The organism is Bacillus jepli (assembly GCF_047238305.1).
GTDB lineage: Bacteria > Bacillota > Bacilli > Bacillales > Bacillaceae_L > Ferdinandcohnia.
This window is the reverse complement of the sequence record NZ_JBDFMO010000001.1, coordinates 2,017,945-2,044,386: the sequence shown is the minus strand read 5'-3', so window position 1 is coordinate 2,044,386 and position 26,442 is coordinate 2,017,945. Positions and strand designations below refer to the sequence as shown.

Here is a 26,442-nt window from a genome sequence, read left to right as displayed (position 1 = left end):
CACTTCCAATCTACTTGCTATACCGTTTTCGTTTCGTCGAAGAAGGTATGTTTAATTGGTCACGGTATTTTGCGATTGTTCGTCTTGATACAAGAATACCATGCTTCTCCTCAAGTATACTGACAATTTCTTGGTCTGACAAAGGCTTTTCCTTATTTTCCTCTTCAATCATCTGTTTAATAACATTTTTCACTTGGGTAGATGACGTATCAGTTTCACCCGTTGTCTGGATATTTCGACTAAAGAAATACTTCATCTCATAAATCCCAAATGGGGTTTGAACAAATTTATCCTTTACCGCTCGGCTAACTGTTGATTCATGGATGTCTAAAGCATCGGCAACATCACTCATAATGAGCGGTTTTAAATGTGCTGGTCCCTTTATAAAAAAGTCCATTTGGCGTTTGATAATTTCACTCATGACATTTTGCAAGGTCATTTTTCGTTGCTCCAAACTTCTCATGATCCACTGACACTGATCTACTTTTTCCTGAAGATAGGACTTTGTTTTGCTATCCTTTTCCTCTAAAAAATGCTGATAATATTGGAGGTTCAACGATACCTTTGGCAGGTATGAGTCTTGCATTTTCATTGAGACTACACCGTCTTCTACCAAAATATCGAAATCCGGTACAATATAATGTGCTTCCCCACCATGAAAGGCAGCTCCCGGTCTTGGCTTTAGCGTTTGGATAAAATCAAACACCTGCTGTATATCAAAAAGCTTTACATTTAGGTCCTTCGCGATTTCCTTCCATGACTTTTCGGCAAATCGTTCAAAATGGTCTTGTATAATCGTTTCCGCTAAACTGTTTCGCTTTGGAAGTGCCTTCAATTGCAGGAGAAGACATTCCTGTAGAGACCTCGCTCCTACCCCAATCGGATCCAAGCTTTGAACAATGCGAATCGCATTTTCAATGGTTTCTGTATCGGTATTGAGATCCCTCGCTATTTCCTCTGTAGGAAAATACAAATATCCATTGCTGTCGAGTAACTGGATGATATATTCACCCATCCGTTTTTTCGTGTTATTAATTTTTGTATAAGAAAGTTGTGTTAGCAAATGCTCATATAAAGTTGTTTCTTTTTTACCGATATAGTCGATTGGATTTGTGTACGTATCTTTAGTGACCTTCATTTTTTTGGGTCGATCAAAATCTGATGGTTTTACATCAATGAGGGGATTCTCTAGTGTCTGTTCTTCTAGAAATTTAGTCAAATCCAAAGATGAATATTGTAAAAGAGTTATTGCCTGCGTTAATTCCTTTGTCATGACTAGCTTTATAGATTGCTGTTGAAAAAGTCCAGTTTGCATATTCACTCATGGTTCCCCCTTCCTTTGAGTTGTTCTAGTGTAATGGAAGCGTTTACTTTTTTATTTACAATTTAAATTACCTTTTTGACTAAAAGGTTACATCTTTAATTTTATCTTACTTCTATCGTATCGAAAAAGTTAAATTTTAGCACGCATTTTTATTCATTTTTTGAAAGAATCTACCTTAAAGAGGTGATTATTGTTGAAAAAGAATGAAATCATATACACAGGCCCAGTCACTGGAACACTGGACGAAGCGAAGAAAAGTAAAAACAAAGAAGAGTTTACCTCAGAGTTCGATCCGATTCAAACGATGTGGGCTGTGAATCCAGTTGATGCGGACGTGTATGACGGAACTTTGGGGTATAAGGATAATTAGAGGTTGGATTTGAGGTGGTATATCGGAGTGTTCTCTGATATACCACTCTTTTCTAGATTAAACGAGGGAAAATTGCTTTCAAAATAGTTTTTTGCTATCACCTTTTCAACATTTATCCAAAAGTCATTTCTTAATTATGGTTTTATATAAGGAGTTTTTCCATTTCCATCCAAAAGCATCAACATATATACGTTATATCTCATGACTTTTTCAAAATTTCTCCAATTGTCTTTTCATATTATAGTTTTATGTTAGAGGCTTTTCCACTTTCATCCAAAAGTCTTAGCATATACACGTTATATCTTATGGCTTTTTCAAAATTTATCCAATAGCTCTTTCATATTTCGGTTTTATGTTAGGACTTTTTCCACTTTCATCCAAAAGTCTTAGCATATATATGTTATATCCCATAGCTTTTTCAAGATTTATCCAATAGTTCTTTCATATTTCGATTTTATGTTAGAGTTTTTTCACTTTCATCCAAAAGCCTTAGCATATATATGTTATATCCCATGGATTTTTCAAAATTTATCCCATAGTCTTTGCTTTCCTCTTTTTCTTCCAAAAACTTGTTTTTATTTTCTTAATTGTTCACCCAGATTAATTAAGTCAATATTTTGTTTTATCTAATGGCAACAATCTTTTAAAAAAGAGCCTCAATCATATAGTGCACACACCATCCCTAAATTAAGTTCTTGCATTCAAATAAGTTCTATCCTATAATGATGAGTGCAGTTTTATCTAAAACATGCCCTCGTAGTGTAGTGGATAGCACAAGAGATTCCGGTTCTCTTATCGTGGGTTCGAATCCTGCCGAGGGCGCTATTGAAAACCTGTTTCTAATTAAAGAGACAGGTTTTTTCTTTTTCAATCAATTCTTCGGAACCAAGAGAACCGTCCCTGTGGTTCCATGTTTAAAATACGTTAAATCGGTTATGATGGATTACGTATGAAATTTTGATTTTTTCCGTCCATAAAGAGGTATGGGATAATCGTTTGTAGAATAGTATAAGTTAGTAAAGCGAATTGTTTGACCTTTACTGACCTTAATTGTATGATGGAAATACATAACAAACCTTTTAATTTGTTTGAAGGAGGAAATAAAATGAATTTAATACCTACAGTTATTGAGCAAACAAACCGTGGAGAGCGCGCATATGACATCTACTCACGTTTATTAAAAGACCGTATTATCATGCTTGGAAGTGCGATTGATGATAATGTTGCAAACTCAATCGTGTCTCAGTTATTGTTCTTAGCCGCTGAGGATCCTGAAAAAGATATTTCTTTATACATCAACAGCCCAGGTGGTTCAATCACAGCTGGTATGGCGATCTATGATACGATGCAATTTATCAAGCCAAAGGTTTCTACTATTTGTATCGGTATGGCTGCATCTATGGGTGCTTTCTTACTTGCTGCTGGTGAAAAAGGCAAGCGTTTTGCGCTTCCTAATAGTGAAGTTATGATTCACCAACCACTTGGTGGCGCACAAGGGCAAGCAACTGAAATTGAAATCGCAGCAAAACGTATTCTTTTCTTACGCGAAAAGCTAAACCAAATTTTATCAGAGCGTACTGGTCAACCATTAGAGGTTCTACAAAGAGATACAGACCGTGACAACTTCATGACGGCTGAAAGAGCAATGGAGTATGGTCTCATCGACAAGGTTATGTACCCTCAAGATAACACTAAATAAGAGTAAAAAATCCTCTCACTTCATATCGTGAGAGGATTTTTTTATGCTTCTTTTTGAACAAAATCAGTTAAGGCTTCAACCGCAGCTTCTTCATCATTTCCCTCTGCGATTAGGGTAATTGTTGCACCAGATCCAATCGCTAAACTCATTAGCCCCATTATGCTTTTAGCATTTACCTTTTTCCCATCCTTTTCTAAAAAGATGTCCGCAGAAAATTTATTTGCTTCTTGGACAAACATTGCTGCAGGGCGTGCTTGTAATCCCGTTCTTAATACAACCTCTACATGTTTTTCAACCATTTTTCTTCCTCCTCAAATTTGTGTGCAATTCTTAAGTTGTTTGTTTTTTTCTAATTAGTTTTCTATTATTACGTAGAATAAACCAAAAAGGTTTCAAAATGACAGCGCTTTATTTCTTTCCAGGTGAGCAAGGCCCTCACTTGATAGATTGGCCTGCACGGAGCTTGTCGGCAATTTCATCAATTTTTCGAAGTCGGTGGTTAATCCCGGATTTGCTTATCTTTCCGGATGTTACCATTTCACCTAACTCCTTTAGAGTGACATCCTGGTAGGCGACTCGGAGCTCAGCAATTTCTCTTAACTTATCTGGTAAAATGCCAAGACCGACTGTTTCATCAATATAGCGGATATTTTCTACTTGACGAATGGAAGCGCCGATTGTCTTATTTAAGTTTGCCGTTTCACAGTTCACAAGGCGGTTCACTGAATTTCGCATATCGCGAACAATGCGTACGTCCTCAAATCGAAGCAATGCTTGGTGGGCGCCAATGACATTGAGGAATTCTGTGATTTTTTCCGCTTCTTTTAAGTACGTAATAAAACCTTTTTTACGTTCTAATGTTTTGGCGTTGAGATCAAAAACGTTCATTAATTCACAAAGAGAATCATTATGATCTTTATATAATGAAAAAATCTCAAGATGGTACGAGGATGTTTCAGGATTATTAACTGAGCCCCCTGCTAAAAAAGCTCCACGTAAATAGGAGCGTTTGCAGCATTTTTTCGCAACAAGTGCCGGAGAGATTTCTTGTTGCAAGGAAAAACCTTCAAAAATCTTTAAGTCTTCTAAAATATCCTTTGCGTCCTCAATAAGCCGAACAATATATACATTGTTTTTCTTGAGTCTCATTTTTTTTCGAACGAGGAGCTCAACACCCACATTATAGCATTTTTTAAGCAATGTATAAATTCTTCTCGCAATAGCGGCGTTTTCCGTTTGGATATCCACCACTACTTTTTGATTGGAGAAGGAAAGTGCGCCATTCATTCGAATCAAAGCGGAAAGCTCAGCTTTTGCGCAGCAATCTTTGATGTCTAGGTTTGTCAGTTCTTTTTTCGTCTCTGATGCAAATGACACAGGTTCCACCCTCCTTTTATCATGAGGGTGATTGTTTCAATCACCCATTTTTATTTTCTGCAACCATATTATATAAAAGATTTGCTACTTTTGTTGTATCATGTCTAATCACATCGTTATCATATGAAATTATTTTATCATTAATGATGGATAGACCTAAAGTAGAAAGTCTTTCTACGTCATACACAACAGGCTTCGCTAGTTCTTTTGCATACTTTTCTTTGATGCGCTCTGGGATATCACCATCATTGACCAAAATGGTATCAATAAACCTTAAGCCCATATGATCAATTAAGGCTTGAACGTGGTCGCTCGCTGTATAGTTCAAGGTTTCCCCTGCTTGTGTCATCACATTACAAATATAGACCTTTTTTGCCTTTGCTTTCACGACCTCATCGCCAATTTTGGGTACAAGCAAATTTGGTAATATACTTGTATAAAGGCTGCCAGGCCCAATGACAATCATATCAGCCTGACGAATCTTTTCAATCGATTCGTTTAGTGGCTCCACATCATCCGGTGTTAAAAAGACACGTTTGATCTTTTTACCGGAGTATGGAATTTTTGACTCGCCTGTAACAATAGTACCGTCTTCCATTTCAGCATTTAAAACGACACTTTTATTCGCTGCTGGGAGCACTTTTCCTCTTACTTTTAGGACTTTACTCATTTCAGTTACTGCGTGAACAAAATCACCAGTTATCGTTGTCATTGCCGCAAGGATCAAGTTTCCAAGTGAATGACCAGATAAGCCATTTCCACCTGCAAAACGATGCTGGAACAAATCCTCAATCAAGGGCTCCACATCTGATAAGGCAGCTAATACATTTCGAATATCACCAGGTGGTGGAATATCCATCTCATCGCGAAGACGACCAGAGGATCCCCCATCATCCGCTACCGTTACAATGGCTGTAATATCAACTGGCTGATATTTTAACCCTCGTAAAAGTACGGAAAGGCCAGTACCTCCACCAATGATGACAATCTTAGGCTGTTTTGGATTGGTCATTACTTTCTTTCCTTTCTCCTCTCAATATCGCGGTGAGAAACATGAGTTTGATAGTCATCCTTGAAATGTTTTGCGATATATTCGGCAAGAGTAACCGAACGGTGCTGCCCGCCCGTACACCCAATTGCAATCACTAGCTGGCTTTTTCCTTCCCGCTTGTATTGTGGGAGCATAAATGCAAGTAGATCAGTTACTTTTTCGATAAACTTCTGGGTTTCCGTCCATTTTAGAACATAGCTTGATACATCATCATCAAGCCCAGTCTTTGGTCTCATCGCCTCGATGTAATGAGGATTCGGGAGAAAACGCACATCAAACACTAGGTCAGCATCGATCGGAATACCATATTTAAAGCCAAATGACATCACGTTGACCGAAAAGGTAGGTCTTGATTGTGATGCGAACTGCTTTAAGATTTTTTCCCGCAGTTCCCTCGGTTTTAATTCTGAAGTATCATAAATATACTGAGCTCTTCCCTTCATCTCCTCTAGGATTTCCCTTTCCGCCTGAATGCCTTCGAGTGGCGAACCAGTTGGAGCAAGTGGATGGGAACGCCTTGTTTCCTTATAACGTGTAACAAGCGTTGCATCCTTTGCATCTAAAAATAAAATTTGCGGCGCAATCCATGAAACCTCTGAAAGATCGTCAAGGGATGCAAATAAGCTATCGAAAAATTCGCGACCACGTAAGTCCATGACAAGCGCAACTTTATCCATTTTCCCTCCAGATTCCTTCATCAACTCAAGAAATTTTGGAAGTAAAGTTGGAGGGAGGTTATCTACACAAAAATACCCTAAATCCTCAAAGCTTTGAATCGCGACTGTTTTACCTGCACCTGACATTCCCGTTATGATCACTAATTGTATTTCACTTGTTGAACCAACACTCATCGTTTTGCCTCCCCCGTATCTAACTAGGATCTAATCTGTATGAAAGTAATTCAAAATCTGGTGTATATGTAAATGTTCCATAAATAACCCCAGAACCTTTAAGTACGTAATCCAAAATATGATAATCGCCAGGGGCCATCGGCAAATTAGGGATGTCCTTTATATCCTGCCATTTCAGGATACCTTCTTCGGATTCATCGACATTTTCGCCTTCAAAATCATTGGCTAAAAAAGAAAACATCATCCATTCAGAGGTTACCTTATCGCCTTCTTTAATGATAAATGTAAAAATCCCTTTAATATCTGGATTTTTAAGATATAATCCTGTTTCCTCACGGTATTCTCGGATACAGGAATCACGAACTGATTCACCTGGCTCCATCTTTCCTCCAGGAGCAACCCACCATCCGCGGCGTGGCTTTTGCAATAGCAATACTTTATTATCTTTGCGTACTACGCAATTTGTTACTCTTTGCACTCTCTTTCACCCCAAGTCGGTCCCGTATAGGGCAGACCGTTTGTAAGCAATCTTATGGTTATTATTATACTATTTCTAACAGGTACTCACAACGAACAAGATTTGTATATTGTTTTAGACAAAAAAAGGGGGCACAGGGATGAACCTGTGCCCAAAATAAATCTATTTTATAAAAAGGGGGTCAATTACTACTATTATCATACTCAAAATATATTTCATCCGTGTTACAGGAGAGTTAAAACATAATTACGAATTCAAGGTTGTCCTTTACAAAAAGAAATATTCACGCGAAAACAATCAGTTCTATTCCATATTCATAGTTCAAATGCTTGAACCTTACGCATATATTTCAATACATATGCTACTCTGCGCCTTAGTGAACGAAGGAGGAATGTGAATGAACGAAAAATTGATGGTACGCCAAGAATTGGTGGAACTTGACCAGAAACATTTTTTACATCCAACCTCACCGATTCAGCAACAGCAGGATTTTGGTCCAGCGTTTATTTTTACAAAAGGAGAAGGTGTCTTCCTTGAGGATGTGAATGGGAAACGGGTGCTTGATGGCATGTCCTCTTTATGGAATGTCAATATCGGCCATGGACGGAAGGAATTGGGACATGCGGCTCAAGAACAAATGAACAAACTCGCCTTTAGTTCTTGCTTTGCGACGTTTAGTAATGAACCCGCCATACGGTTAGCAGCAAAGCTTGCGGACATTTCACCAGGAAACTTATCAACCACTTTCTTTACCTCAGGTGGCTCGGAAGCAAATGATACGGCATATAAATTAGCACGCCATTATTGGATATTACGTGGAATGCCAGAGAAAAAGAAAATCATTTCTCGTAAAAGGTCTTACCATGGGGTTGCCATGGGCTCGACCAGTGCCACAGGTTTGAAGCCGTTTAGAGATTTTACCAATTCATTAGCCCCAGATTTTTATTATACGGATAATTTGTCAGCTGAGGATTTGCGAAGAACCATTGAAACAGAGGGACCGGAAACAATTGCGGCATTTGTAGCAGAGCCAGTTCAAGGTGCAGGTGGTGTCCATATCGCACCTAATGGCTATTTTAAAGAGGTTCGAGACATTTGCGATGAATATAGTATTTTATGGATAACAGATGAAGTGATAACCGGATTTGGACGTACTGGTAAATATTTCGGTGTCGATCATTATGGGGTAGCGCCAGACATGATGTGCTTTGCTAAAGGGATAACAAGCGGATATGCACAATTAGGTGGTGTCGTCTTATCTGAAGCGATTTTTGAAGACTTCAAAAAGCTTTCTACTGGAACACTTTTGCATGGCTATACGTACAGTGGCCATCCGATGGCATGCGCGGTTGCGCTGAAGAACATTGAAATCATTGAAAATGAGGGGTTAATAGAAAATTCCGCAAAAATGGGAGCTAAAATGCTCGATGGTTTTTCTTGGATCCAAAGCGAATCAAGTCTTGTCAGTCATGTTCGTGCGTTAGGACTCATGGGCGCAATTGAAATCAATACGCCACAGCATGTAAAAGGACCACTAGCCCCAAGAATTGTAAATGAGGCTGCTAAAATAGGGCTTATCTGCAGATCTGTCGTATTTGATGGGATGGATACCCTCGTCTTTGCACCTCCACTGTGCATAAATAAAGACGAAGTAGACCTTTTAATTGAAATGCTGCATCACGCGATTTTTAGGGTTGAACGAAGTGTCTGATTCAGCAAATTCAACCAGATCATTTACTCAAAAAAACTGCCAATTCTACATTGAATGGGCAGTTTTTTGATAAAGTTAAAATGCTATTGAAATGTATTTGACTTCAATATATTCATCAATTCCAAAGTGTCCGCCTTCTCTTCCAAGTCCACTTTCTTTAAAGCCACCAAATGGGGCTTGAGCTACTGAAGGCAGCCCATCATTTAAACCAACAATTCCATATTCGAGCTGCTCACTTATGCGTATAGCCTTCCCAATATTTTCAGTAAAGACATAAGCGGCTAATCCATATGGTGAGTTGTTCGCACGTTCAATGGCCTCTTCTTCCGTTTTGAAGGTGGTGACAGGCGCTAACGGACCAAATGTCTCCTCTTGCATGCAAATCATTTCATCCGACACATTTGCTAGAACAGTCGGCTCATAGTAATAACCATCATTATCGTAAATTCTTTTTCCTCCATGAAGGATAGTTGCTCCTTTCGAAACGGCATCCTCAATATGTTCTGTTACCTTCTCTAGTGCTGCTTCATCAATTAAAGGGCCAATATCCACACCTTCCTCAAGACCGTTCCCCACCTTGAGTTCGGCAACAGCTTTTTGGAATTCTTCCTGAAAAGCATCTACAAGAGACTCATGGACATATATCCGATTTGTACAAATGCAGGTTTGACCTGCATTTCTAAATTTTGATCCAATTACACCTTCAACTGCTTTATTAAGGTCTGCATCATCCATAATAATAAAAGGAGCATGCCCACCAAGCTCAAGGGAAATTTTCTTGACTGTATCAGCAGCCCCCTTCATTAGCACCTTTCCGATCTCAGTTGAACCTGTAAATGTAATTTTTCGAACACGTTCATCCTCTAACCAAGCATCACCAATTGCACGTGCATTTCCAGTAACGACATTAACAACACCATGAGGAATACCTGCCTCTCCGGCAAGTTCAGCCAGTCTTATTGCCGTAAGTGGGGTTTGCGAAGCCGGCTTTACGACAGCTGTACAACCTGCAGCAAGTGCTGGTGCAACTTTCCGAGTAATCATGGCGGCCGGAAAATTCCAAGGAGTGATTGCCGCAATAACTCCTACTGGTTGTTTGTGTACTAAAATTCGTTTATTAGGATGGGATGATGGAATTGTTTCCCCGTAGATTCTTTTTCCCTCTTCCGCATACCAGGAAATAAAGCTGTTTGCATAAGCAATTTCACCAACCGCTTCCTTTAATGGTTTTCCTTGCTCTTCTGTCATTAATCGACCTAGCTCTTCTTTATGTTCGTCAATTAAATGGAACCAATTCATCAGTAACTGTCCACGTTCCCCAGCAGTTTTTTTAGACCATTCTTTAAAAGCAGCATATGCGGCATCTACTGCTCTCCTTGCTTCAGGTTTTCCTCCCTTTGGAACGGAAGCGATTACCTTATTAGTTGCAGGATTGATAACTTCAATGACATCCTTCATGTCACTTTCTACCTGTTCCCCATTAATGTACATAAAATGTGTTGGCATCTACACTACCTCCCTTTTAATCTCCCATGTTAATTCGTAAAAACATGTCTGCGTTGTTCAATTACTTCAATGGATTGTTCTAAAATCTCCAGTCCTTCATCCAGCTGTTCGTCGGTGATAACAATTGGCATCAGAAGGCGAATGACATTTCCATAGACACCTGCACTTAATAATAGGAGCCCACGTTTATTTGCTTCCTGAATAATTTCATTTGTTAGTTTCTTAGATGGAGTTTTTGTGAGGCGGTCTTCGACGATCTCCATGGCGCACATTGCACCAAGTCCACGTATATCACCGATACACTCATATTTATCATACAACTGTTCAAACTTTTCCATAACCCTAAATCCGATTTTTTGCGCTTTTTCATTAAGTTGTTCTTCTTCAATAATATCAAGAACGGCTAAGGCTGCACTACATCCAAGCGGACTTCCACTATAGGTACCCCCTAACTCACCCGGCTCTGATTGATCCATAATTTCCTTGCGGCCAATTACCCCGCTAATTGGGACGCCCGCCCCCATTGATTTCGAAACCGTGATAATGTCAGGAACGACATCAAAATGTTCGATCGCAAAATAGCGTCCCGTCCTCGCAAATCCTGTTTGTATTTCATCTGCTATAAAAAGAATTCCGTATTCTTTGCAAGCTTCATAGACTCCTTGAACGAAACGTTTACCAGGTATGATAAAGCCACCTTCCCCCTGGACTGGCTCCATGACTACCGCGGCAATTGTTTCTGGGGCTACTTCGGTTATAAGGAAGTTTCGGAATTCCTCTATCATATATTCCTCATACTGTTCAATCGTTAATCCTTGCGGTCGACGAAAATGGTATGGATATGGTGCTTTATAAACCTCTGGCGCAAACGGACCAAATTCATATTTATAAGGCTTTACCTTGCTCGTCATTGTCATCGTTAATAAAGTTCTACCATGGAAGCCCTTTGAAAACGAAACAATCCCCTGTCTTTTCGTATATTTCCTAGCAATCTTAACGGCATTTTCGACGGCTTCTGCACCACTATTTTGAAACAGCACTTTTTTATCATGTTTTCCAGGAGCAATACAAGCAAGCCTCTCAGCAAGTTCAATATATGCCTCATACATCATTATATTAAATCCAGTATGAATAAATTGATCGACCTGTTCATGAAGAGCCTGCTTCACTTTTGGATGGCAATGCCCCACATTAATCGTTCCAATCGCGCCAACGAAATCAATAAAAGTGTTTCCATCGACGTCCTGAATTAGGGATCCTTCTGCCGACTGGGCAAAAAGTGGTGCTCCAAAGCTAACTCCCTTTGGAACAGCTTGCTGTCTTCGTTTTAATAATTCTCTTGATCTATTTCCAGGTATACTTGTTTTAATTGAAGCATAACCCATCCTACATCATCCTTTCTGGTCTATGTAGTTTTAATTAATGCAAAAACTATGCCAATAATTAAAGAAAAAACGATTGATTCCATATAAGAACTGGAGAGACCTAATTAAATGAGACAAAGGAAAAAACACCCCTCAAGTCGTATTTATAAATATGACATGTAGGAGGTGTTTTTCTTATGGGGAGAACTAAGAATTTTTACTCATATGAGACAAAAATGAAAGCAATTGAAATGAAAATGTCAGGACAATATTCGAATCGTGAAATTATGGAGGAATTGGGTATTGTAAATGACTCTCAGATAAGGATATGGATGATGTGGTACAGAAAAGGGGAAATGTATCGCTTTTCACAACCAATCGGCAAACAGTATAGCTTTGGGAAAGGCCCAGAGGAATTAACCGAAATGGAGCAGCTAAGAAGAGAAAACCAGCATTTGCAGATTCACCTCGAAATTTTAAAAAAGTACAAGGAGATCGAAAGGAGTTGGTACCAGAGGTTGTTTTAGAACTTGTGGAGGAATTAAAAAGTAAATATACCATTTCTACCATTTGTGATTATATAGGCGTTCCACGTGCCACCTATTACCGCTGGAAAAAACAAGGAGCCCGTAAAATCAGAGAATTAGATCTTCAAATCATAGAAATTTGTAATAATCATAAGTTTCGAGTTGGATATCGAACTGTTAAAGCTTGGCTTAAAAAAGATTATAATGTAAAAGTTAACCGAAATACTGTACAAAGAATAATGCAGAAATATAATCTCCAATGTAGAGTAAAACCAAAGAGAAAAGTAAAGTTTGCAGGTGAAAGCAACATAGTTGTTCCTAATCGTTTGGAGCGTGATTTTAAAGCATCTAAGCCGAATGAAAAATGGGTGACAGATATAACATATCTTCCATTTGGACAATCAATGATGTACCTTTCGAGCATCATGGACCTTTACAACAATGAGATAATTGCTTACCGAATTAGTTTGAACCAAGATGTAACCCTTGTACTAGACACTTTAAGAGACGCTGTTAAGAATCAGAACGTAGAAGGAGTAATACTACATAGTGATCAAGGGGCACAGTATACGTCCTATGCATTTCAGAATTTAGCCAAAGAAAAAGGCATTATCACAAGCATGTCTCGGAAAGGCAACTGCTTGGATAACGCCGTCATTGAATCCTTCCATTCCACATTAAAGTCGGAAGAATTCTACTCTCAGCCACGAGAGTACCTTACAAATCCTATTGTAGTGGAAAAAGTAGAGAATTTCATCTATTATTACAATCAAATCCGACTTCAGGCAAAATTAAACTACCTGTCCCCAATTGAATATAGGAAACAGGTAGCTTAGGTGTTTTTTCTGTTGTCTCAAATCACTAGGTCAGTTCAAACCAATCGTTTTTTTCTTAGTACACATTTTCTACATTGCCATGCTGCTCAGCTACTATTTTTTGATATTTTCTACTAACAGAGGATTGACTTATTCCTAGCACTTTTGCAGCTTTCGTTGTCGTTTTGTATTGTTTTATGGCTAGTAATATTAGCTGTTCCTCAACCGATTCTATTGCTTCTTGAAGTGGTAGGATTTTTGTTACGATCGGCTTTGAACTTTTCACATCTTTCCCAAGAACAAGGAATCGATTCACAAACTCAGCATCGATGGCTTCATCATCGGCTGATACAACAAGCCGCTCAATCATATTTTGAAGTTCTCGAATATTTCCTGGCCATGAATGGACCTCTAATAGATTTAGAGCATCAGGAGTTAAATGATAGTTCTTATCATATCGCTCATTCATTTGTTGGACAAAGTGAAAGGCAAGTAACGGTATATCCTCTGGTCTTTCTCTCAATGGCGGAATATGGATTGGTATCACATTTAACCGATAAAATAAATCCTCCCGAAATTCGCGTTTCTCCACCATTTTTTCAAGATTTTTATTGGTAGCTGCAACAATTTGAACATCTACTTTAACGGGTTTCGTGCTTCCAATTGGAATCACCTCTTGCTCTTGAAGTACCCTTAGTAGTTTCACTTGTAGATGCAATGGCATTTCACCAATTTCATCAAGAAATAAGACTCCACCATCCGCTTGTTTAAAATAGCCTTCCTTTCCATTTTTGTCTGCCCCAGTAAACGCGCCCTTACTATAGCCAAACAACTCGCTCTCGAGCAGGTTCTCTGGGATAGCTCCACAATTCAGCTTAAGAAAAGGTTTTTTCGAACGTCTTCCTAGCTGGTGAATCGCTTGAGCAATCACCTCTTTCCCAACACCTGATTCTCCGTTTATCAAGACGGTTGAGGAAAAATCGGCAATCTTTTTTACCTGTGTCATGATTTCTTCCATTTTCGGACTACAATAAATGAGCTTTTTATAAAATAAATCCTTTGTTTTCATATCATCTAGTTCACGCTTATACTGGTCTGAAATTTCCTTCATATGGCGAAGTTCGTTCTTCAATTTTGTCGTTTCTGTAATATCACGGGAGGCAATTATAATTCGAATAAGATCCCCGTTTTCATTAAATACCGGCTTTCCAACGGCAAGAATCCTTTTTCCAGCTTTCGTCTCTTGAACGACAGAAACTTTTTTCTTTTGTTCTAGGACCAATCTCGTAACCGAGGGGGTAAATAAACCTTTTTGTTCAAGTTCAATAATGTTTTTTCCTAGCAGGCTTTTTAATTCAACACCCCAAAACTGTGAGATTTCTGTATCACTAAAACGAATCAATTCTCCCTTCGCATTCACTACTAGAATTTCGTCATAAACACTAGAAAGGATTGCTTGCATATCATGATTTAAATCCTTAATATATTCAATTTCATTCGCCATTTCTTCAACCATTGGAAGGTCTTGTACGATGATGACCATTCCATCAACCTGTTTTTCAGGAGTATAGATTGGGCTGTAATCAACTAAAACACTCATAGATGATGTGATGTGAAGCTGATTTAAAACTGTGGATCCTGTTTGAAATACGCTATTGATGTGTTCTTTTGCGAAGATTTTCTCTGCGGGTGTATGTAGTACATGTTCTGGAGACATTTTTATCATTTCTAAAGCTGATTCATTGTAGGATACGATATTCCTCTCACGATCCACAACAAATATCCCCATTGGAATCGAGGTTAATATAACCTTCAATAAATCAATATTCTGGTTCCCTTGACGGAACATTTCAGCTAATAGTTCTTCTCTCGGTATGTATCCATTAATTTCTCCGGCATCGTCCCTTACCAAAGCAAAGGGCTCACCAATAATTTGGAAGACGATAGGTAGGGAAATTTTTTTACTTAATTGCGAGATTTTCTCGATAGGAATTAGTTGCTTCATAATCTTTTCTTCTGTGACTTCCATCTCCTCTCCCCCATCCCTTGAAAATATTTTCATAGGGATATACCCGATTATTCTTTGATTCTTTTTAATAAAAAGGTAGGGTTCTTGAGTTTTGCCAATACGAAACGCATCATGATCTCTTTCAAGTGATTCGATGTCAATTACAACTAAAGGTTTAATATTTTTTGGATCAACTGAAAACATGAACGACTATCCCCCTTTTTCCATATAGTTTATTATATCACTGATTATATAGAATTTTTAAACAAATCTAAAAATAAAAAAAGAGAGAAGACATGATCTTCTCAAAATGATTGCTACTCAATGATAAATGACTCATCTTTTACATAAGTGAGTACCATTCCTGGTATTACTTCATCCCCTATTTGTACCTCGATTGATTGAACACTCCCTCTAATACCAACCTTGATAGCCTTATTCTCACCAGTCAAAGTTTGGATAATAAACAAGGGCTCTCCCTCATCTATTTTGGAATTTTCTTTTATGACAATCTCTTTAATAATTCCATGGTAGGGGCTAGTAATGATTTCGTCATGCTCCACTTATTCACCTCCTCTTTTCAATGGTGTAATTAGTAATGATGTTGCAAATAATGTGCCAAATCGAAGGTTGCTTTACATGTTTACTTGTAACCATTCCACACTCAATAAATAGAGTGATTATTCATTTATGCATAGGTTATTCATTCCTTCATAGCTTCTTCTTTTTTCTTTCATCTTCTTGAATGAGACAAATTGGTATGATTTTTGCATCACATTTAATGACGACTTCGAATGGAGGAGATTCTTTGAAAAAAACAAGCAACCAAACGATTACTGGAGGAAATAGAATGGTGGAAAAATTAACAAGCACTCCTCGCCGGGATGGCTATAGAATGCCTGGAGAATTTGAACCCCATCTGGGAACATGGATGCTCTGGCCTGAGAGAACGGACACCTGGAGATTAGGAGCCAAGCCCGCTCAAAAAGCATTTGCCGAGGTTGCAATGGCGATTTCGAAATTTGAGCCTGTCACAATAGGTGTTTCTGCAAATCAATATGAGCATGTACGAGAAATACTTCCAGGCTCTATCCGTGTTGTTGAGATTTCCTCAAATGATGCTTGGATGAGGGATATCGGACCAACCTATGTAAAAAATGCTCAAGGTGAAATCCGTGGAATTGATTGGGGATTTAATGCATGGGGTGGGCTTGAACACGGTCTTTATTTCCCGTGGAACTTAGACAACTTAGTCAAACAAAAGGTGTTGGAAATTGACCGATTTAGTCGCTATGATGCGCAGGATTTTATCCTCGAGGGTGGCTCGATTACTGTTGACGGGGAAGGCACTCTTATAACAACTGAACAATGCCTATTAAATAAAAATCGAAATCCTCATTTATCCAAAGAAGAAATTGAACATCGCTTAAAAGAATATTTGCATGTGGATACGATTATTTGGCTTAAAAACGGGATGCTTTTTGATGAAACGGATGGACATGTCGATGAAGTGGTTTTTTTCGTACGCCCGGGTGAAGTTGCAATGAGTTGGACGGATGATAAATCCGATCCACAATACGACATTTTATCTGAATGTTATAACCAACTAAAAGAGGCCAAAGATTCAAAAGGAAGAAAGTTAAAGATCTCTAAAGTTCAAATCCCTACTCAAATTGAAATAACAGACAAGGAAAGTGAGGGAATTGACATCGCACGACACAGCTATGGTCGGAAGCCAGGAACGAAACTTGCCTGCACGTATGTAAATAGTTATTTATGCAATGGCGGTGTTATAATCCCAGGGTTTGGGGATCCATATGATTCAATCGCCCTACGTCAATTTGAAAAACTTTTTCCTGATCGAAAAGTGGTTCAAGTCAATACGAGAGAAATTGCGCTAGGCGGCGGAAATATTCATTGTATTACTCAGCAAATACCAATCTAGTACGAAATAATGAAAGGAAGTGTATACATGAAGCGAGGTAAAATGAATATCGCATTGATACAGCATAGCTGTTCGGATGATCGGAACGCTAATTTAGAAAAAACAATCGCAATGATCCGAAAAGCTGCAAAGCAGGGGGCTCAGGTCATTTGTACACAAGAGCTTTTTACAGGCACTTATTTCCCACAAACAATTGATGTTAATAAATATGGATGGGCAGAACCTATTCCAGGTCCGGTAAGCAATCAAATGCAAGACCTAGCAAAAGAACTTGAAGTCGTCCTGATTACTTCTTTGTACGAGTATGTAATGGATGGTCTTTATTTTAATACAGTCGTTGTTTTTGATGCAGATGGAACAAATCTAGGAAAATACCGAAAACATCATATCCCGGAAGGTCCTCAATATATTGAGAAATACTATTTCACAGAAGGGGATTCTGGTTATCCCGTTTTTGAAACAAAATACGGAACGATCGGTGTTCTCATCTGTTGGGACGAATGGTTTCCTGAGCCTTCACGTATCCTAGCGTTAAAAGGAGCAGATATTATTTTCTATCCTTCAGCAATTGGTTCTGAGCCAGATAATCCTGAGCTCGATACGTCTCAAACTTGGATGGATGTGATTCGAGCCCATGGTATTCACAATAATATTTTCATAGCTGCTGTGAATCGGGTGGGTCGTGAATTTAGCAACGAAGGGCAGATGGATTTCTACGGACGAAGTTTTATTAGCAATCCCTGGGGCACTGTTTTAAAAGAAGCGGAAACAAAGGGGGATGAAATTATCATGTCCGAAATTGATTTACATGAAATCACCAAGGCCCGAAATATTCTTCAATTCCATCGGGATCGAAGACCTGACAGCTATGGTGAATTATTAAAGAAGGTGTTGAAATGATGGCAGGACCAAACCCGATAAGGCGCAAATACCTTATCGGGTTCTTATGTCCCTTAATAAAAAATGCCCAAGGATTTATCTCCAAGGGCAGCACAAACTATTTTTCATTTAACGTTTCTAATACCTGTTTAAAAGTGGCAATGACTTTGTCTACCTCTTCAATGCTGATCGTTAATGGTGGCTCAATACGGAAGGTTTTGGAATTAACTAAGGTTCCTGCTACTAGTACTCCATGATCAAAGAGTCCTTTTGAAACCTCATAGCCAATCTCATCTGTATGGAACTCAACACCAATTAACAATCCTTTACCACGAATTTCTAGTACTAATTCAGGGAATTTATTCCCAACTTCACGTAGCTTTCCGAGCATATATTCTCCGACCTCGGCTGCGCGCTGTGGAAGTTTTTCCTCAATCAAAACATCGATCGTAGCAATCGCCGCCGCACAGGCCAATGGATTTCCACCAAATGTGGTTGTATGCATGAATGGATTAGGGAATAAGCATTTAAATACTTCTTCTTTTGCAACTACTGCACCCGCTGGCATTACACCTCCACCGAATGCCTTTGCTAAACAAAGAATATCAGGAACAACTCCATAGCCTTCTGCCGCGAACATTGTACCTGTACGTCCCATCCCTGTTTGTACCTCATCAAAAATGAGAAGAGCCCCAAATTCATCGCAAAGTTCACGAACCTGCTGCAGATAGCCTTCCGGTGGAAGAATGACTCCGCCTTCCCCTTGAATAGGCTCAAGAATCACAGCATTTACATCTTCGCCCACTAGGGCACATGACTCAAATGTTCTCCTCATCGTTTCAATATCACCAAATGGTACATGGCGGAAGCCCTGTATCATGGGTAGGAATGGTTTCCTGAAGACTCCCTTTGCGGTTGCGGAAAGCGAACCTAGGCTTTTTCCATGGAATGCTCTTGTAGTGGCAATGAAAGTCGTTCTATCACTATGCATTTTTGCTAACTTAAGTGCCGCTTCAACACTTTCCGTTCCACTATTCACAAAGAAAGAGTATTTTAAGTCACCAGGTGTTATCTCCGCTACTATTTTTGCAAGCATTGCACGAAGTGGATCAAGTAAATCCTGGCTGTGAAGTGCCTGACGATTTAGTTGGTCCGTAACGGCTTTCACTACCTTGGGATTTCTGTGGCCTACATTATAGATTCCAAAACCACCTAAGCAATCAATATATTCTTTGCCATTTACATCCTGAAAGCAGGAACCCGAATCAGACCATTCAACAGCAGCAAATTGTTTATCCTTTGTGACCGTTTTACGATAGTCTAAAAACCCTGGGTTCACATTTTCCCTAAAACCATCAACCGTTTCTCGTGTCACCCATTCCGCTTCTTCCTTCGTAATTTGGTCCTTCTCAATGATAGATAATACTTTTTTGATATAATCGGTAACTCCTGTATAATCCTTTTTTTCAAGTTCTTTGTTCGTTGTATTTATAGACATTTTTTCTCTCCTTCGTTTAGTTTTCGAACCAACCCGATGGTTCAACCTGTAAATTAATATTGATTTGCTTTACTTCTGTAAATTCCTCAAATCCAAAGGTTCCTAACCCACGACCAATCCCACTTTGCTTATAACCACCCCAAGGTGCTTCATTGTAGGTTGGATGATACGTGTTAATCCATGTAATCCCTGCCCGAATTTTTTTAATCACGCGGAGTGCTTTTGCACCATCCTGTGTAAACACCCCAGCTGCTAGGCCATAATCTGTATTATTAGCTAGTTCGATAGCTTCTGCTTCATCTTTAAATTTTTGAACAACTAAAACCGGTCCAAAAATTTCCTCCTGAACAATTCTCATATCAGGTGTTGTATCTATAAATATAGTGGGCTCTACAAAATAGCCATTTTCTAAACCGTTCTGAGTGATTCTGTTACCACCACAAACAAGCTTCGCCCCTTCCTGTTTGCCGATTTCGATATAGGATAATACCTTTTCCATATGCTGCTGGCTTACAAGTGAACCCATTTCAGTATTTGGATCATCTCCAGGACCCACCCGGATTTTTTTTGCTCTTTCTACTAATCTCTCAATAAACTTGTCATGAATGCTTTCCTCTAGTAGTAATCGGGATCCTGCAGAACATACCTGTCCCGCATTGGAGAAAATGCCAAATAAAGCATAATCAACTGCTGTTTCAAAATCGGCATCAGAAAAAACAATATTCGGAGATTTCCCACCTAATTCTAGTGAAATCTTCTTAATATTGCCGGTAGCCGCCTTCATAATACTTCGGCCTGTAGCCGTTCCACCTGTAAAAGAAACCTTATCTACCTTATGGCTTTCGGCAATTTCATTTCCAACTGTTGGTCCAGGACCCATTACCATATTCGCTACTCCCGCAGGGATGCCGACCTCATGAATGATTTCAAACAACTTAATAGAAGTTACTGGGGTAACCTCAGAAGGTTTGAATACAATCGTATTTCCTGCAGCAAGTGCAGGTGCAATTTTCCAAACGCCCATTAAAAGTGGATAATTCCATGGGACAATTAAGCCACACACACCAACCGGTTCACGGACCACCATTGCCTGCATTGGATCTGCAACATGATAGGTTTGACCGTCTGGCTTTGTTGCTAACCCGGCATAATAGCGAAAACAGGCCACTGCATCCCCTACGTCAAATTCCGTTTCTCTAAGTGGTTTTCCATTATCTTCTGTTTCAAGTTTACTTATCTCATCGGCACATTCCTCAAGTTTATCTGCAATTTTAAACAGGTAGGATGCCCGTTCCGCAGCAGATAAATCGGACCAAATTCCTGAATCAAATGCATGACGCGCTACATCAATAGCAATCCCGGCGTCCTCAACATCTCCTTCTGCTGCTTCTGCAATAATTTTTCCGTTCGCTGGATTTACAATAGAACGGGTCTTTTTACTTTGGGAATCAACCCATTCCCCATTTATAAACATCTTTAGCTTCTGCATTTCCATCCTCCCCTTTGGTTTTTCTCAACCAAGTATTAATGCAAAATGTGTGCCAAGTTTCTTGTTCACCTTTTCCTCTGCCTCCACGACTTTTTTTAACCTGAAATGCAAAAGTGAATAAGTTATTCACATGTGCATAAGTTTTGAGTAGTAAGGTGGCTGTGTATGAAAAAATCCCCTACCCAAAAATGGATAGGGGAATGAAGATTAATTTTTGATTTCTGACCAAATTCGATCGTAAAGCTGAGTAGCCTCACCTACATCAATGTTGTATTCTCCTTTTGCTAGATCCTCCTCAGGAACCTCAAGCGATTCTCTAATATCATCTGGTAAAAGCTTAAGAGCTTCCACGTTTGGATTTCCGTATGGGTATTCCATTGAGATTTCCTTACTGATTTCTGGTCGTAAAATGAAATCAATGAATTTCTCAGCATTTTCCTTATGCGGAGCATCCTTTGGAATGACAAAGTTATCCTGCCATAGATTCATCCCTTCTTCAGGGAATACGGTCTTTATTGCAGGATTTTCTCTAGCTGCTAGGGTAGCTTCTGCTCCCCATACAATCCCCGCTTTTACTTCACCACTGACAAGGAGTGTCTTTGGACTATCACTATCAAACGCCTTAATATTTGGCTTAAACTCAAGTAGTTTCTTCTTCGCTTCTTCGAGTTCTTTTTCGTCCGTACTATTTTGTGAATATCCAAGTAAAGCAAGCATATTTCCAACAAGTACTCGTACATCATCTAGAACAACCAGATTATCTTTAAACTCAGGATCAAACAAATCAGAGTAACCTTTTATCTCTTTATCAACTAAATCCTCATTATAGGCAATAACCGCCTTCCCCCACATATATGGAACGGAATATTCATCATTCGGATCTGCCTGTGTACCAAGAAAACTTTCACCAATATTCTTGATGTTTGGGATGTTTTCCTTATTTAATTTTGCTAGCATATCTTGGTTTCTCATAATCTCGATAAAATAAGTCGAGGCAACCGCAATATCATAGCCAGTATTCCCAGCTTGAAGCTTAGCTAGCATTTCCTCATTTGAAGAATAGGTGTCATAGTTTACCTTTATACCCGTTTCTTCCTCAAACTGCTTAATTACACTGGTTGGCAAATATTCTGACCAGTTAAAAACATTTAGAACCTTTTCGTCGGAAGCTCCACCCGTTTTATCTCCACCACACGCTGTCAGCAACATGGAAGCTAGAAATAGAATCACAAAAACGGACAAACCAAATTTCCTTTTAAATGGCATATAACACTCTCCCCTTTTTAATAAAATAGAAGAACCTTCTACCTAATAAATCTTGCAAGTTATATGCCAATCCTCTTTTTCAATCGACAGGTATTACCTTTTTCTGGGGCTTAGTATGCTTTGTAATGATTTGATAGTAGTCAGTACGGCGATCTTTAAGTGGTGTTTCCGTACCATTGTTGCGGTTTCGGCGTAGGCTTTCAAGGTCAACCTCACCAACAACGATTGTCTCGATATTTGGATTACATTCGCCTACAATTCCATTACTAGAGAATGTAAAATCTGACGGCGAAAAAATACCAGACTGTGCATATTGAACATCCATATGCGGAACATGAGATAGGTTCCCAACCGTTCCGGCTATCACAGTATACACCTGGTTTTCAACAGCACGCGCTTGTGAACAATAGCGCACTCTTAAATAACCTTGCTGGTCCTCTGAGCTAAATGGGGTAAAAATAATTTGAGCTCCCTTATCGACAGCAATCCGTGCCAGTTCAGGAAATTGAATGTCATAGCTAATTAAAATTGAGATCTTTCCACAATCTGTATCAAATACGTGAACACCATTTCCAGGCTGAACCCCCCACCATCTTCGTTCATCAGGAGTGATATGAAGTTTATATTGTTTATCAATCGTGCCATCGCGTCTAAATAAATAGGCCACATTATAAATACAATTACCTTCTTCTACAAAATGAGAACCACCCACAATATTAATGTTGTATTTGACTGCGAGCATTGAAAATAAGTTAATATACTTCTCCGTATACTCTGCCACCTTTTTAATCTGTTTACTTGGAACCTGTTCTTTTATAAATGATAGAAGCTGCATTGTGAACGTTTCCGGAAATACCGCAAAATCAGAATGGAAATTTGAACTTGCATCGATAAAGTATTCACATTGCGTTTCAAACTCTTCAAAGGACTTAATTTTCTTCATCATGTATTGAATAACTGAGATGCGTACAGGAAGGGCTCTTGTATATATGCGTCTCGTTTTCCTTGGTAGATAATCAGGATTATTCCATTCCATAAGTGTTGCATAGCCTAAAGAATCTTTGTCAGTTAAATAATTGGCATTGACACGTTTTAAGACAAATCCGTTCATCATTTGAAATGTAAGTGCAGGATCATATAGGTTTTGCTGCAAGACCTGTTCTACATATTCTCTAGCAGACATTTTATCTGCATACTTGTGATAGTTTGAGATTCTCCCACCAATGATGATACTCTCTAAATTAAGTGCTTGAGCAAGCTTCCTACGCGCCTCATAAAGACGACGTCCTATTTTCATCCTTCGGTAATCTGGATGAACCATCACATCAATACCATATAGATTTTTCCCATCTGGATCATGGTTACGAATATAGGAATTACCACTAATTTCATTAAAGGTATGCTTATCGTCATATTCATCAAAATCAACAATTAAGCTTGAACAGGAACCAATTATCTTCCCGTCAAACTCTACGCAAAACTGACCTTCAGGAAAAATAGACAGATGACTTTCTAATTCATCACGTTCCCAATGCTCCATATTGGGGAAACAAATTTTTGATAGACTAATAATTTCATCAATATCCTCATGTTTGATATTCCTTAAAATGATCTTCTTCTCAAATTTCGAAAGATCGATGGTTGACACAAATATCTACCCTTTCTTTAAAATACAGATTTTATTTTTAGCCAAAGTTATCAATTACTGACCAGTTGTCGTTAGTGGTTCATTATATTTGTATGGAAACAAATTTTTCCTCTAAATACTCTTCTAATCCGTATTTCCCACCTTCCCTACCGATTCCACTTTCCTTCATTCCGCCAAAAGGAGCCTGTGCCACAACAGGAGTGGGGTCATTGATACCAACAATTCCATAGTCTAGTTCTCGCATAATCCTCATTGCGCGACTTAAATCTTTTGTATAGCAGTACGAAGCCAATCCATATTGCTTGTGATTTACCTTCCCAATTACTTCTTCTTCAGTTGCAAAAGGAATAATTGGGGCAACTGGACCAAATGTTTCTTCAGTTAAGATTTTCATATTTTCATTGGCACCAGCAATGACTGTGGGTTCATAAAAACTACCTTTTAATCCCTCCTTAACAGCTTGTTTTCCTCCACAAAGAAGTTTTCCATTATGTGAAAGTGCATCTTGCACATGCTCCTCCACCTTTTCTAATGCTTTCCTATCTATAAGCGGACCAACGTCTATGCCTTCCTCCAGACCATTTCCAATCGTAAGTGTATTTACTCGTTCAGCAAGCTTTTGACCAAATTGATCAGCAACCTTTTCCGCAACATAAATACGATTTGTGCTGATACAAGTTTGCCCACAGTTTTTAAACTTGGTTAGCATAATCCCCTCAACAGCTAAATCCAAATCTGCATCCTCAAATACGATAAATGGTGCATGACCACCTAACTCCATGGAAACCTTTTTCAGTTGTGCGGCCGAGTCTTGGATTAACTTTTTCCCAACCTCCGTTGAACCTGTAAATGTAATTTTTTTCACGTCGGGATTGCTTGTCATTTCTCCCGCAATTTCGGATGCGGAACCGATAACTAAATTTACAACTCCTTTAGGTAACTCTGCTTCATGAAAACATTCAAAGACCTTAATTGCAGTAAGTGGTGTGGCTGAGGCCGGTTTTAATATCACTGTACAGCCAGCTGCTAATGCAGGAGCTAATTTTCGAGTAATCATTGCAATTGGAAAATTCCATGGTGTAATTGCTGCTGTTACACCAACAGGTTCACGTAGTACCATTAAATGTTTATCTGGGTGGGAAGGGGTAAGTGTTTCACCATAAACTCGTTTTGCCTCTTCGGCATACCAATCCACATAGTCAATCGCAATGCCAATTTCACGGATAGCCTCGGGAATGGGTTTACCCATTTCAGAGGTCATCACGACGGCAATTTCGTCTGTTTTTTCTCGTAGTAAAGCCGCAACTTTTTCAAGATACTGACCGCGTTCCTTCCCCGTTGTCTTTTTCCAAGTAGGAAAAGATTCAGTAGCAGCAGCTATTGCTTCTTTTGTTTCTTCAGTTCCTCCGAATGCAACATCCTGAATTCGCTCAGATGTTGCAGGGTTGATTACCTCAAGTGTTTTTCCTGAATTTGATTCCTTCCATTCTCCGTTTATATATAGCATTGTTCCACTCCTTTTTACTTTTGTTTACACCTCGATATACCCATCCAACGATGGTTTCCCAATACATACTTGCATAGTTCGTTTTGATAGATTCATAATGACAGAGAAGACTGTCTCCATTTGACGATGCTCAGGTGCACTCGTATTCACATAATGGTTAATGGAATTTGGGTAGTTGAAAGTATCAGAAAACCATTCTTTAAAGTGATTTTCATTCATTTCTGTTCCCGTTTTTATACACGTTAAAATCAGTTGTTCTGCTCTATTTTTACGGATCATCGAATCCTCATATTTGTATTCATTCATATCTGTTAGATGTTTTTGAACCTCGGGTGAACAAATATGATTCGTGTGAACAACCATTCCTTCGTTGTTTGAAATCATATCCATTCCAAATGGGGAGACCTCAAAATTAGCTGCCATTGCCTGCCCACTATCATCAACACTTGCAATTAGGAAATTAGCTGCAGAAGCCATTTGAGTGTGTTTAATTTTAGAGATCGCTTCATGAAGGGTATGGGAATTAAGGACACTACGCAGTCCTAAATGAATCGGGATTTGATTGGACTTTTTGTTTGTATGTAGTGCATTTAAACAGACACCAATTCCGCTACTATTTAAGCCGATTTTCCCAATTAATCCTCCCTCGGTAATCATTTTTATGGTGGGCATATTCTTTTGCTCAATTTCAAGCAAGAGTAAGCTGTTCTCTTGTTCGGATTTCCAGTCCCAGTTTTGACCAATGATTGTTTCCTTAGTTAGGGGGGGAGTTATGGCAATAGCGGTACAACCATCTGAAAAGGTTTTTCTTCCTGCTAATGCAATTTCACTTCGAGTATTTAATACTAAAATATCCTCAAATCTGACCCCAGCCCCCTTCGCCACACCTTCCATTTCCTCAATAAAGTCACCATTATAAGCATTTATAGCTGGTAAATGTTCCAATGCAACTTGAATGGCCTGCTTCCAACTCATTTTGCTATACCCATAAAAGAGAGATTCATAGGTTTCAAGACTTTGATGGACCTCATTTTTCCCTTCGCTGCCATGTTTTTCACCAATTTGCCTAGGTGTTCCTGACAGCTGGAGTTTTTTTATCATGTCGACATTCCTTTCTTGTTAGCTTTAC

General features: G+C 39.0%; 22 protein-coding genes and 1 tRNA gene. 7 read left to right on the top strand and 16 right to left on the bottom strand.

Annotated elements, in window-relative coordinates; genetic code table 11:
- Positions 1 to 10: 10 nt before the first annotated feature.
- The gene (rpoN, locus tag ABC371_RS10270) at positions 11 to 1,315 is read right to left on the bottom strand and encodes an RNA polymerase factor sigma-54 (RefSeq protein ID WP_412899323.1); all 1,305 of its coding nucleotides are present in this window, start codon (positions 1,313 to 1,315) and stop codon (positions 11 to 13) included.
- A 202-nt stretch (positions 1,316 to 1,517) separates the two neighbouring features.
- On the opposite strand from rpoN, the gene ABC371_RS10265 reads away from it, so the two are divergent.
- The 3 genes from ABC371_RS10265 to clpP all read left to right on the top strand — a co-directional run bounded on the left by ABC371_RS10265 (position 1,518) and on the right by clpP (position 3,393).
- Positions 1,518 to 1,694, top strand: a complete 177-nt coding sequence (locus tag ABC371_RS10265) for a hypothetical protein (protein ID WP_412896713.1) — start codon at positions 1,518 to 1,520, stop codon at positions 1,692 to 1,694.
- A 750-nt stretch (positions 1,695 to 2,444) separates the two neighbouring features.
- Positions 2,445 to 2,516 (top strand) — tRNA-Arg (locus ABC371_RS10260).
- Between the two features lie 283 nt (positions 2,517 to 2,799).
- Positions 2,800 to 3,393: an ATP-dependent Clp endopeptidase proteolytic subunit ClpP gene (clpP, locus tag ABC371_RS10255; RefSeq protein WP_412896712.1), complete on the top strand. Its 594-nt coding sequence runs from the start codon at positions 2,800 to 2,802 to the stop codon at positions 3,391 to 3,393.
- 41 nt (positions 3,394 to 3,434) lie between these two features.
- On the opposite strand, the gene ABC371_RS10250 is transcribed toward clpP, so the two are convergent.
- From ABC371_RS10250 to ABC371_RS10230, 5 genes are all read right to left on the bottom strand, one after another.
- On the bottom strand, positions 3,435 to 3,692 hold the full coding sequence (locus ABC371_RS10250) for an HPr family phosphocarrier protein (RefSeq protein WP_412896711.1): 258 nt from the start codon (positions 3,690 to 3,692) through the stop codon (positions 3,435 to 3,437).
- Positions 3,693 to 3,828: 136 nt separating this feature from the next.
- On the bottom strand, positions 3,829 to 4,770 hold the full coding sequence (gene whiA, locus ABC371_RS10245) for a DNA-binding protein WhiA (RefSeq protein ID WP_412896710.1): 942 nt from the start codon (positions 4,768 to 4,770) through the stop codon (positions 3,829 to 3,831).
- 40 nt (positions 4,771 to 4,810) lie between these two features.
- On the bottom strand, positions 4,811 to 5,782 hold the full coding sequence (locus tag ABC371_RS10240; RefSeq protein WP_412896709.1) for a gluconeogenesis factor YvcK family protein: 972 nt from the start codon (positions 5,780 to 5,782) through the stop codon (positions 4,811 to 4,813).
- A complete protein-coding gene (rapZ, locus tag ABC371_RS10235) occupies positions 5,782 to 6,672 on the bottom strand; it encodes an RNase adapter RapZ (RefSeq protein WP_412896708.1) in 891 nt (296 codons plus the stop codon). The genes ABC371_RS10240 and rapZ overlap by 1 nt, the downstream gene beginning before the upstream one ends.
- Before the next feature lie 19 nt (positions 6,673 to 6,691).
- Entirely contained in the window at positions 6,692 to 7,150 is a 459-nt protein-coding gene (locus ABC371_RS10230; protein ID WP_136378448.1) for an NUDIX hydrolase, read from the bottom strand.
- 397 nt (positions 7,151 to 7,547) lie between these two features.
- Between ABC371_RS10230 and ABC371_RS10225 the strand changes: the two genes are divergently transcribed.
- Complete coding sequence (locus ABC371_RS10225) at positions 7,548 to 8,861, top strand: aminotransferase family protein (RefSeq protein ID WP_412896707.1); 1,314 nt, start codon at positions 7,548 to 7,550, stop codon at positions 8,859 to 8,861.
- Between the two features lie 75 nt (positions 8,862 to 8,936).
- On the opposite strand, the gene ABC371_RS10220 is transcribed toward ABC371_RS10225, so the two are convergent.
- Positions 8,937 to 10,352 (bottom strand): NAD-dependent succinate-semialdehyde dehydrogenase, encoded by a 1,416-nt coding sequence (locus tag ABC371_RS10220; RefSeq protein WP_412899322.1) that lies wholly within the window; start codon positions 10,350 to 10,352, stop codon positions 8,937 to 8,939.
- A 44-nt stretch (positions 10,353 to 10,396) separates the two neighbouring features.
- Positions 10,397 to 11,752, bottom strand: coding sequence for a 4-aminobutyrate--2-oxoglutarate transaminase (gabT, locus tag ABC371_RS10215; RefSeq protein WP_412896706.1), 1,356 nt, complete (start codon positions 11,750 to 11,752; stop codon positions 10,397 to 10,399).
- Positions 11,753 to 11,928: 176 nt separating this feature from the next.
- Here gabT and ABC371_RS10210 point away from each other — a divergent pair.
- Positions 11,929 to 13,094 (top strand): IS3 family transposase gene (locus ABC371_RS10210; RefSeq protein ID WP_412896705.1). Its coding sequence is split into 2 segments (ribosomal slippage): positions 11,929 to 12,211 and positions 12,211 to 13,094, totalling 1,167 coding nucleotides; the frame shifts between segments, so codons are not numbered across the junction.
- A gap of 55 nt (positions 13,095 to 13,149) precedes the next feature.
- On the opposite strand, the gene ABC371_RS10205 is transcribed toward ABC371_RS10210, so the two are convergent.
- Both ABC371_RS10205 and ABC371_RS10200 read right to left on the bottom strand, forming a co-directional pair.
- Complete coding sequence (locus ABC371_RS10205; RefSeq protein WP_412896704.1) at positions 13,150 to 15,285, bottom strand: sigma 54-interacting transcriptional regulator; 2,136 nt, start codon at positions 15,283 to 15,285, stop codon at positions 13,150 to 13,152.
- A gap of 113 nt (positions 15,286 to 15,398) precedes the next feature.
- Entirely contained in the window at positions 15,399 to 15,644 is a 246-nt protein-coding gene (locus tag ABC371_RS10200; protein WP_242634532.1) for a biotin/lipoyl-containing protein, read from the bottom strand.
- A gap of 290 nt (positions 15,645 to 15,934) precedes the next feature.
- Here ABC371_RS10200 and aguA point away from each other — a divergent pair, with 290 nt between their 5' ends.
- Positions 15,935 to 17,026 carry an agmatine deiminase gene (aguA, locus tag ABC371_RS10195; protein WP_412899321.1) on the top strand — a complete coding sequence of 364 codons (1,092 nt, stop codon included), beginning with the start codon at positions 15,935 to 15,937 and terminating at the stop codon, positions 17,024 to 17,026.
- A 27-nt stretch (positions 17,027 to 17,053) separates the two neighbouring features.
- Complete coding sequence (locus ABC371_RS10190; RefSeq protein ID WP_412896703.1) at positions 17,054 to 17,926, top strand: carbon-nitrogen hydrolase; 873 nt, start codon at positions 17,054 to 17,056, stop codon at positions 17,924 to 17,926.
- A 97-nt stretch (positions 17,927 to 18,023) separates the two neighbouring features.
- Here ABC371_RS10190 and ABC371_RS10185 read toward each other — a convergent pair whose 3' ends face one another.
- The 6 genes from ABC371_RS10185 to ABC371_RS10160 form a co-directional block, all read right to left on the bottom strand.
- Complete coding sequence (locus ABC371_RS10185; protein WP_412896702.1) at positions 18,024 to 19,403, bottom strand: putrescine aminotransferase; 1,380 nt, start codon at positions 19,401 to 19,403, stop codon at positions 18,024 to 18,026.
- Positions 19,404 to 19,419: 16 nt separating this feature from the next.
- Entirely contained in the window at positions 19,420 to 20,892 is a 1,473-nt protein-coding gene (locus tag ABC371_RS10180; RefSeq protein WP_412896701.1) for an aldehyde dehydrogenase family protein, read from the bottom strand.
- 207 nt (positions 20,893 to 21,099) lie between these two features.
- Positions 21,100 to 22,158, bottom strand: a complete 1,059-nt coding sequence (locus ABC371_RS10175) for an ABC transporter substrate-binding protein (protein ID WP_412896700.1) — start codon at positions 22,156 to 22,158, stop codon at positions 21,100 to 21,102.
- A gap of 79 nt (positions 22,159 to 22,237) precedes the next feature.
- Positions 22,238 to 23,806, bottom strand: a complete 1,569-nt coding sequence (locus ABC371_RS10170; RefSeq protein ID WP_412896699.1) for a GNAT family N-acetyltransferase — start codon at positions 23,804 to 23,806, stop codon at positions 22,238 to 22,240.
- Between the two features lie 82 nt (positions 23,807 to 23,888).
- A complete protein-coding gene (locus tag ABC371_RS10165; protein ID WP_412896698.1) occupies positions 23,889 to 25,313 on the bottom strand; it encodes an NAD-dependent succinate-semialdehyde dehydrogenase in 1,425 nt (474 codons plus the stop codon).
- 24 nt (positions 25,314 to 25,337) lie between these two features.
- A complete protein-coding gene (locus tag ABC371_RS10160; RefSeq protein WP_412896697.1) occupies positions 25,338 to 26,414 on the bottom strand; it encodes a C45 family autoproteolytic acyltransferase/hydrolase in 1,077 nt (358 codons plus the stop codon).
- Positions 26,415 to 26,442: the final 28 nt, after the last annotated feature.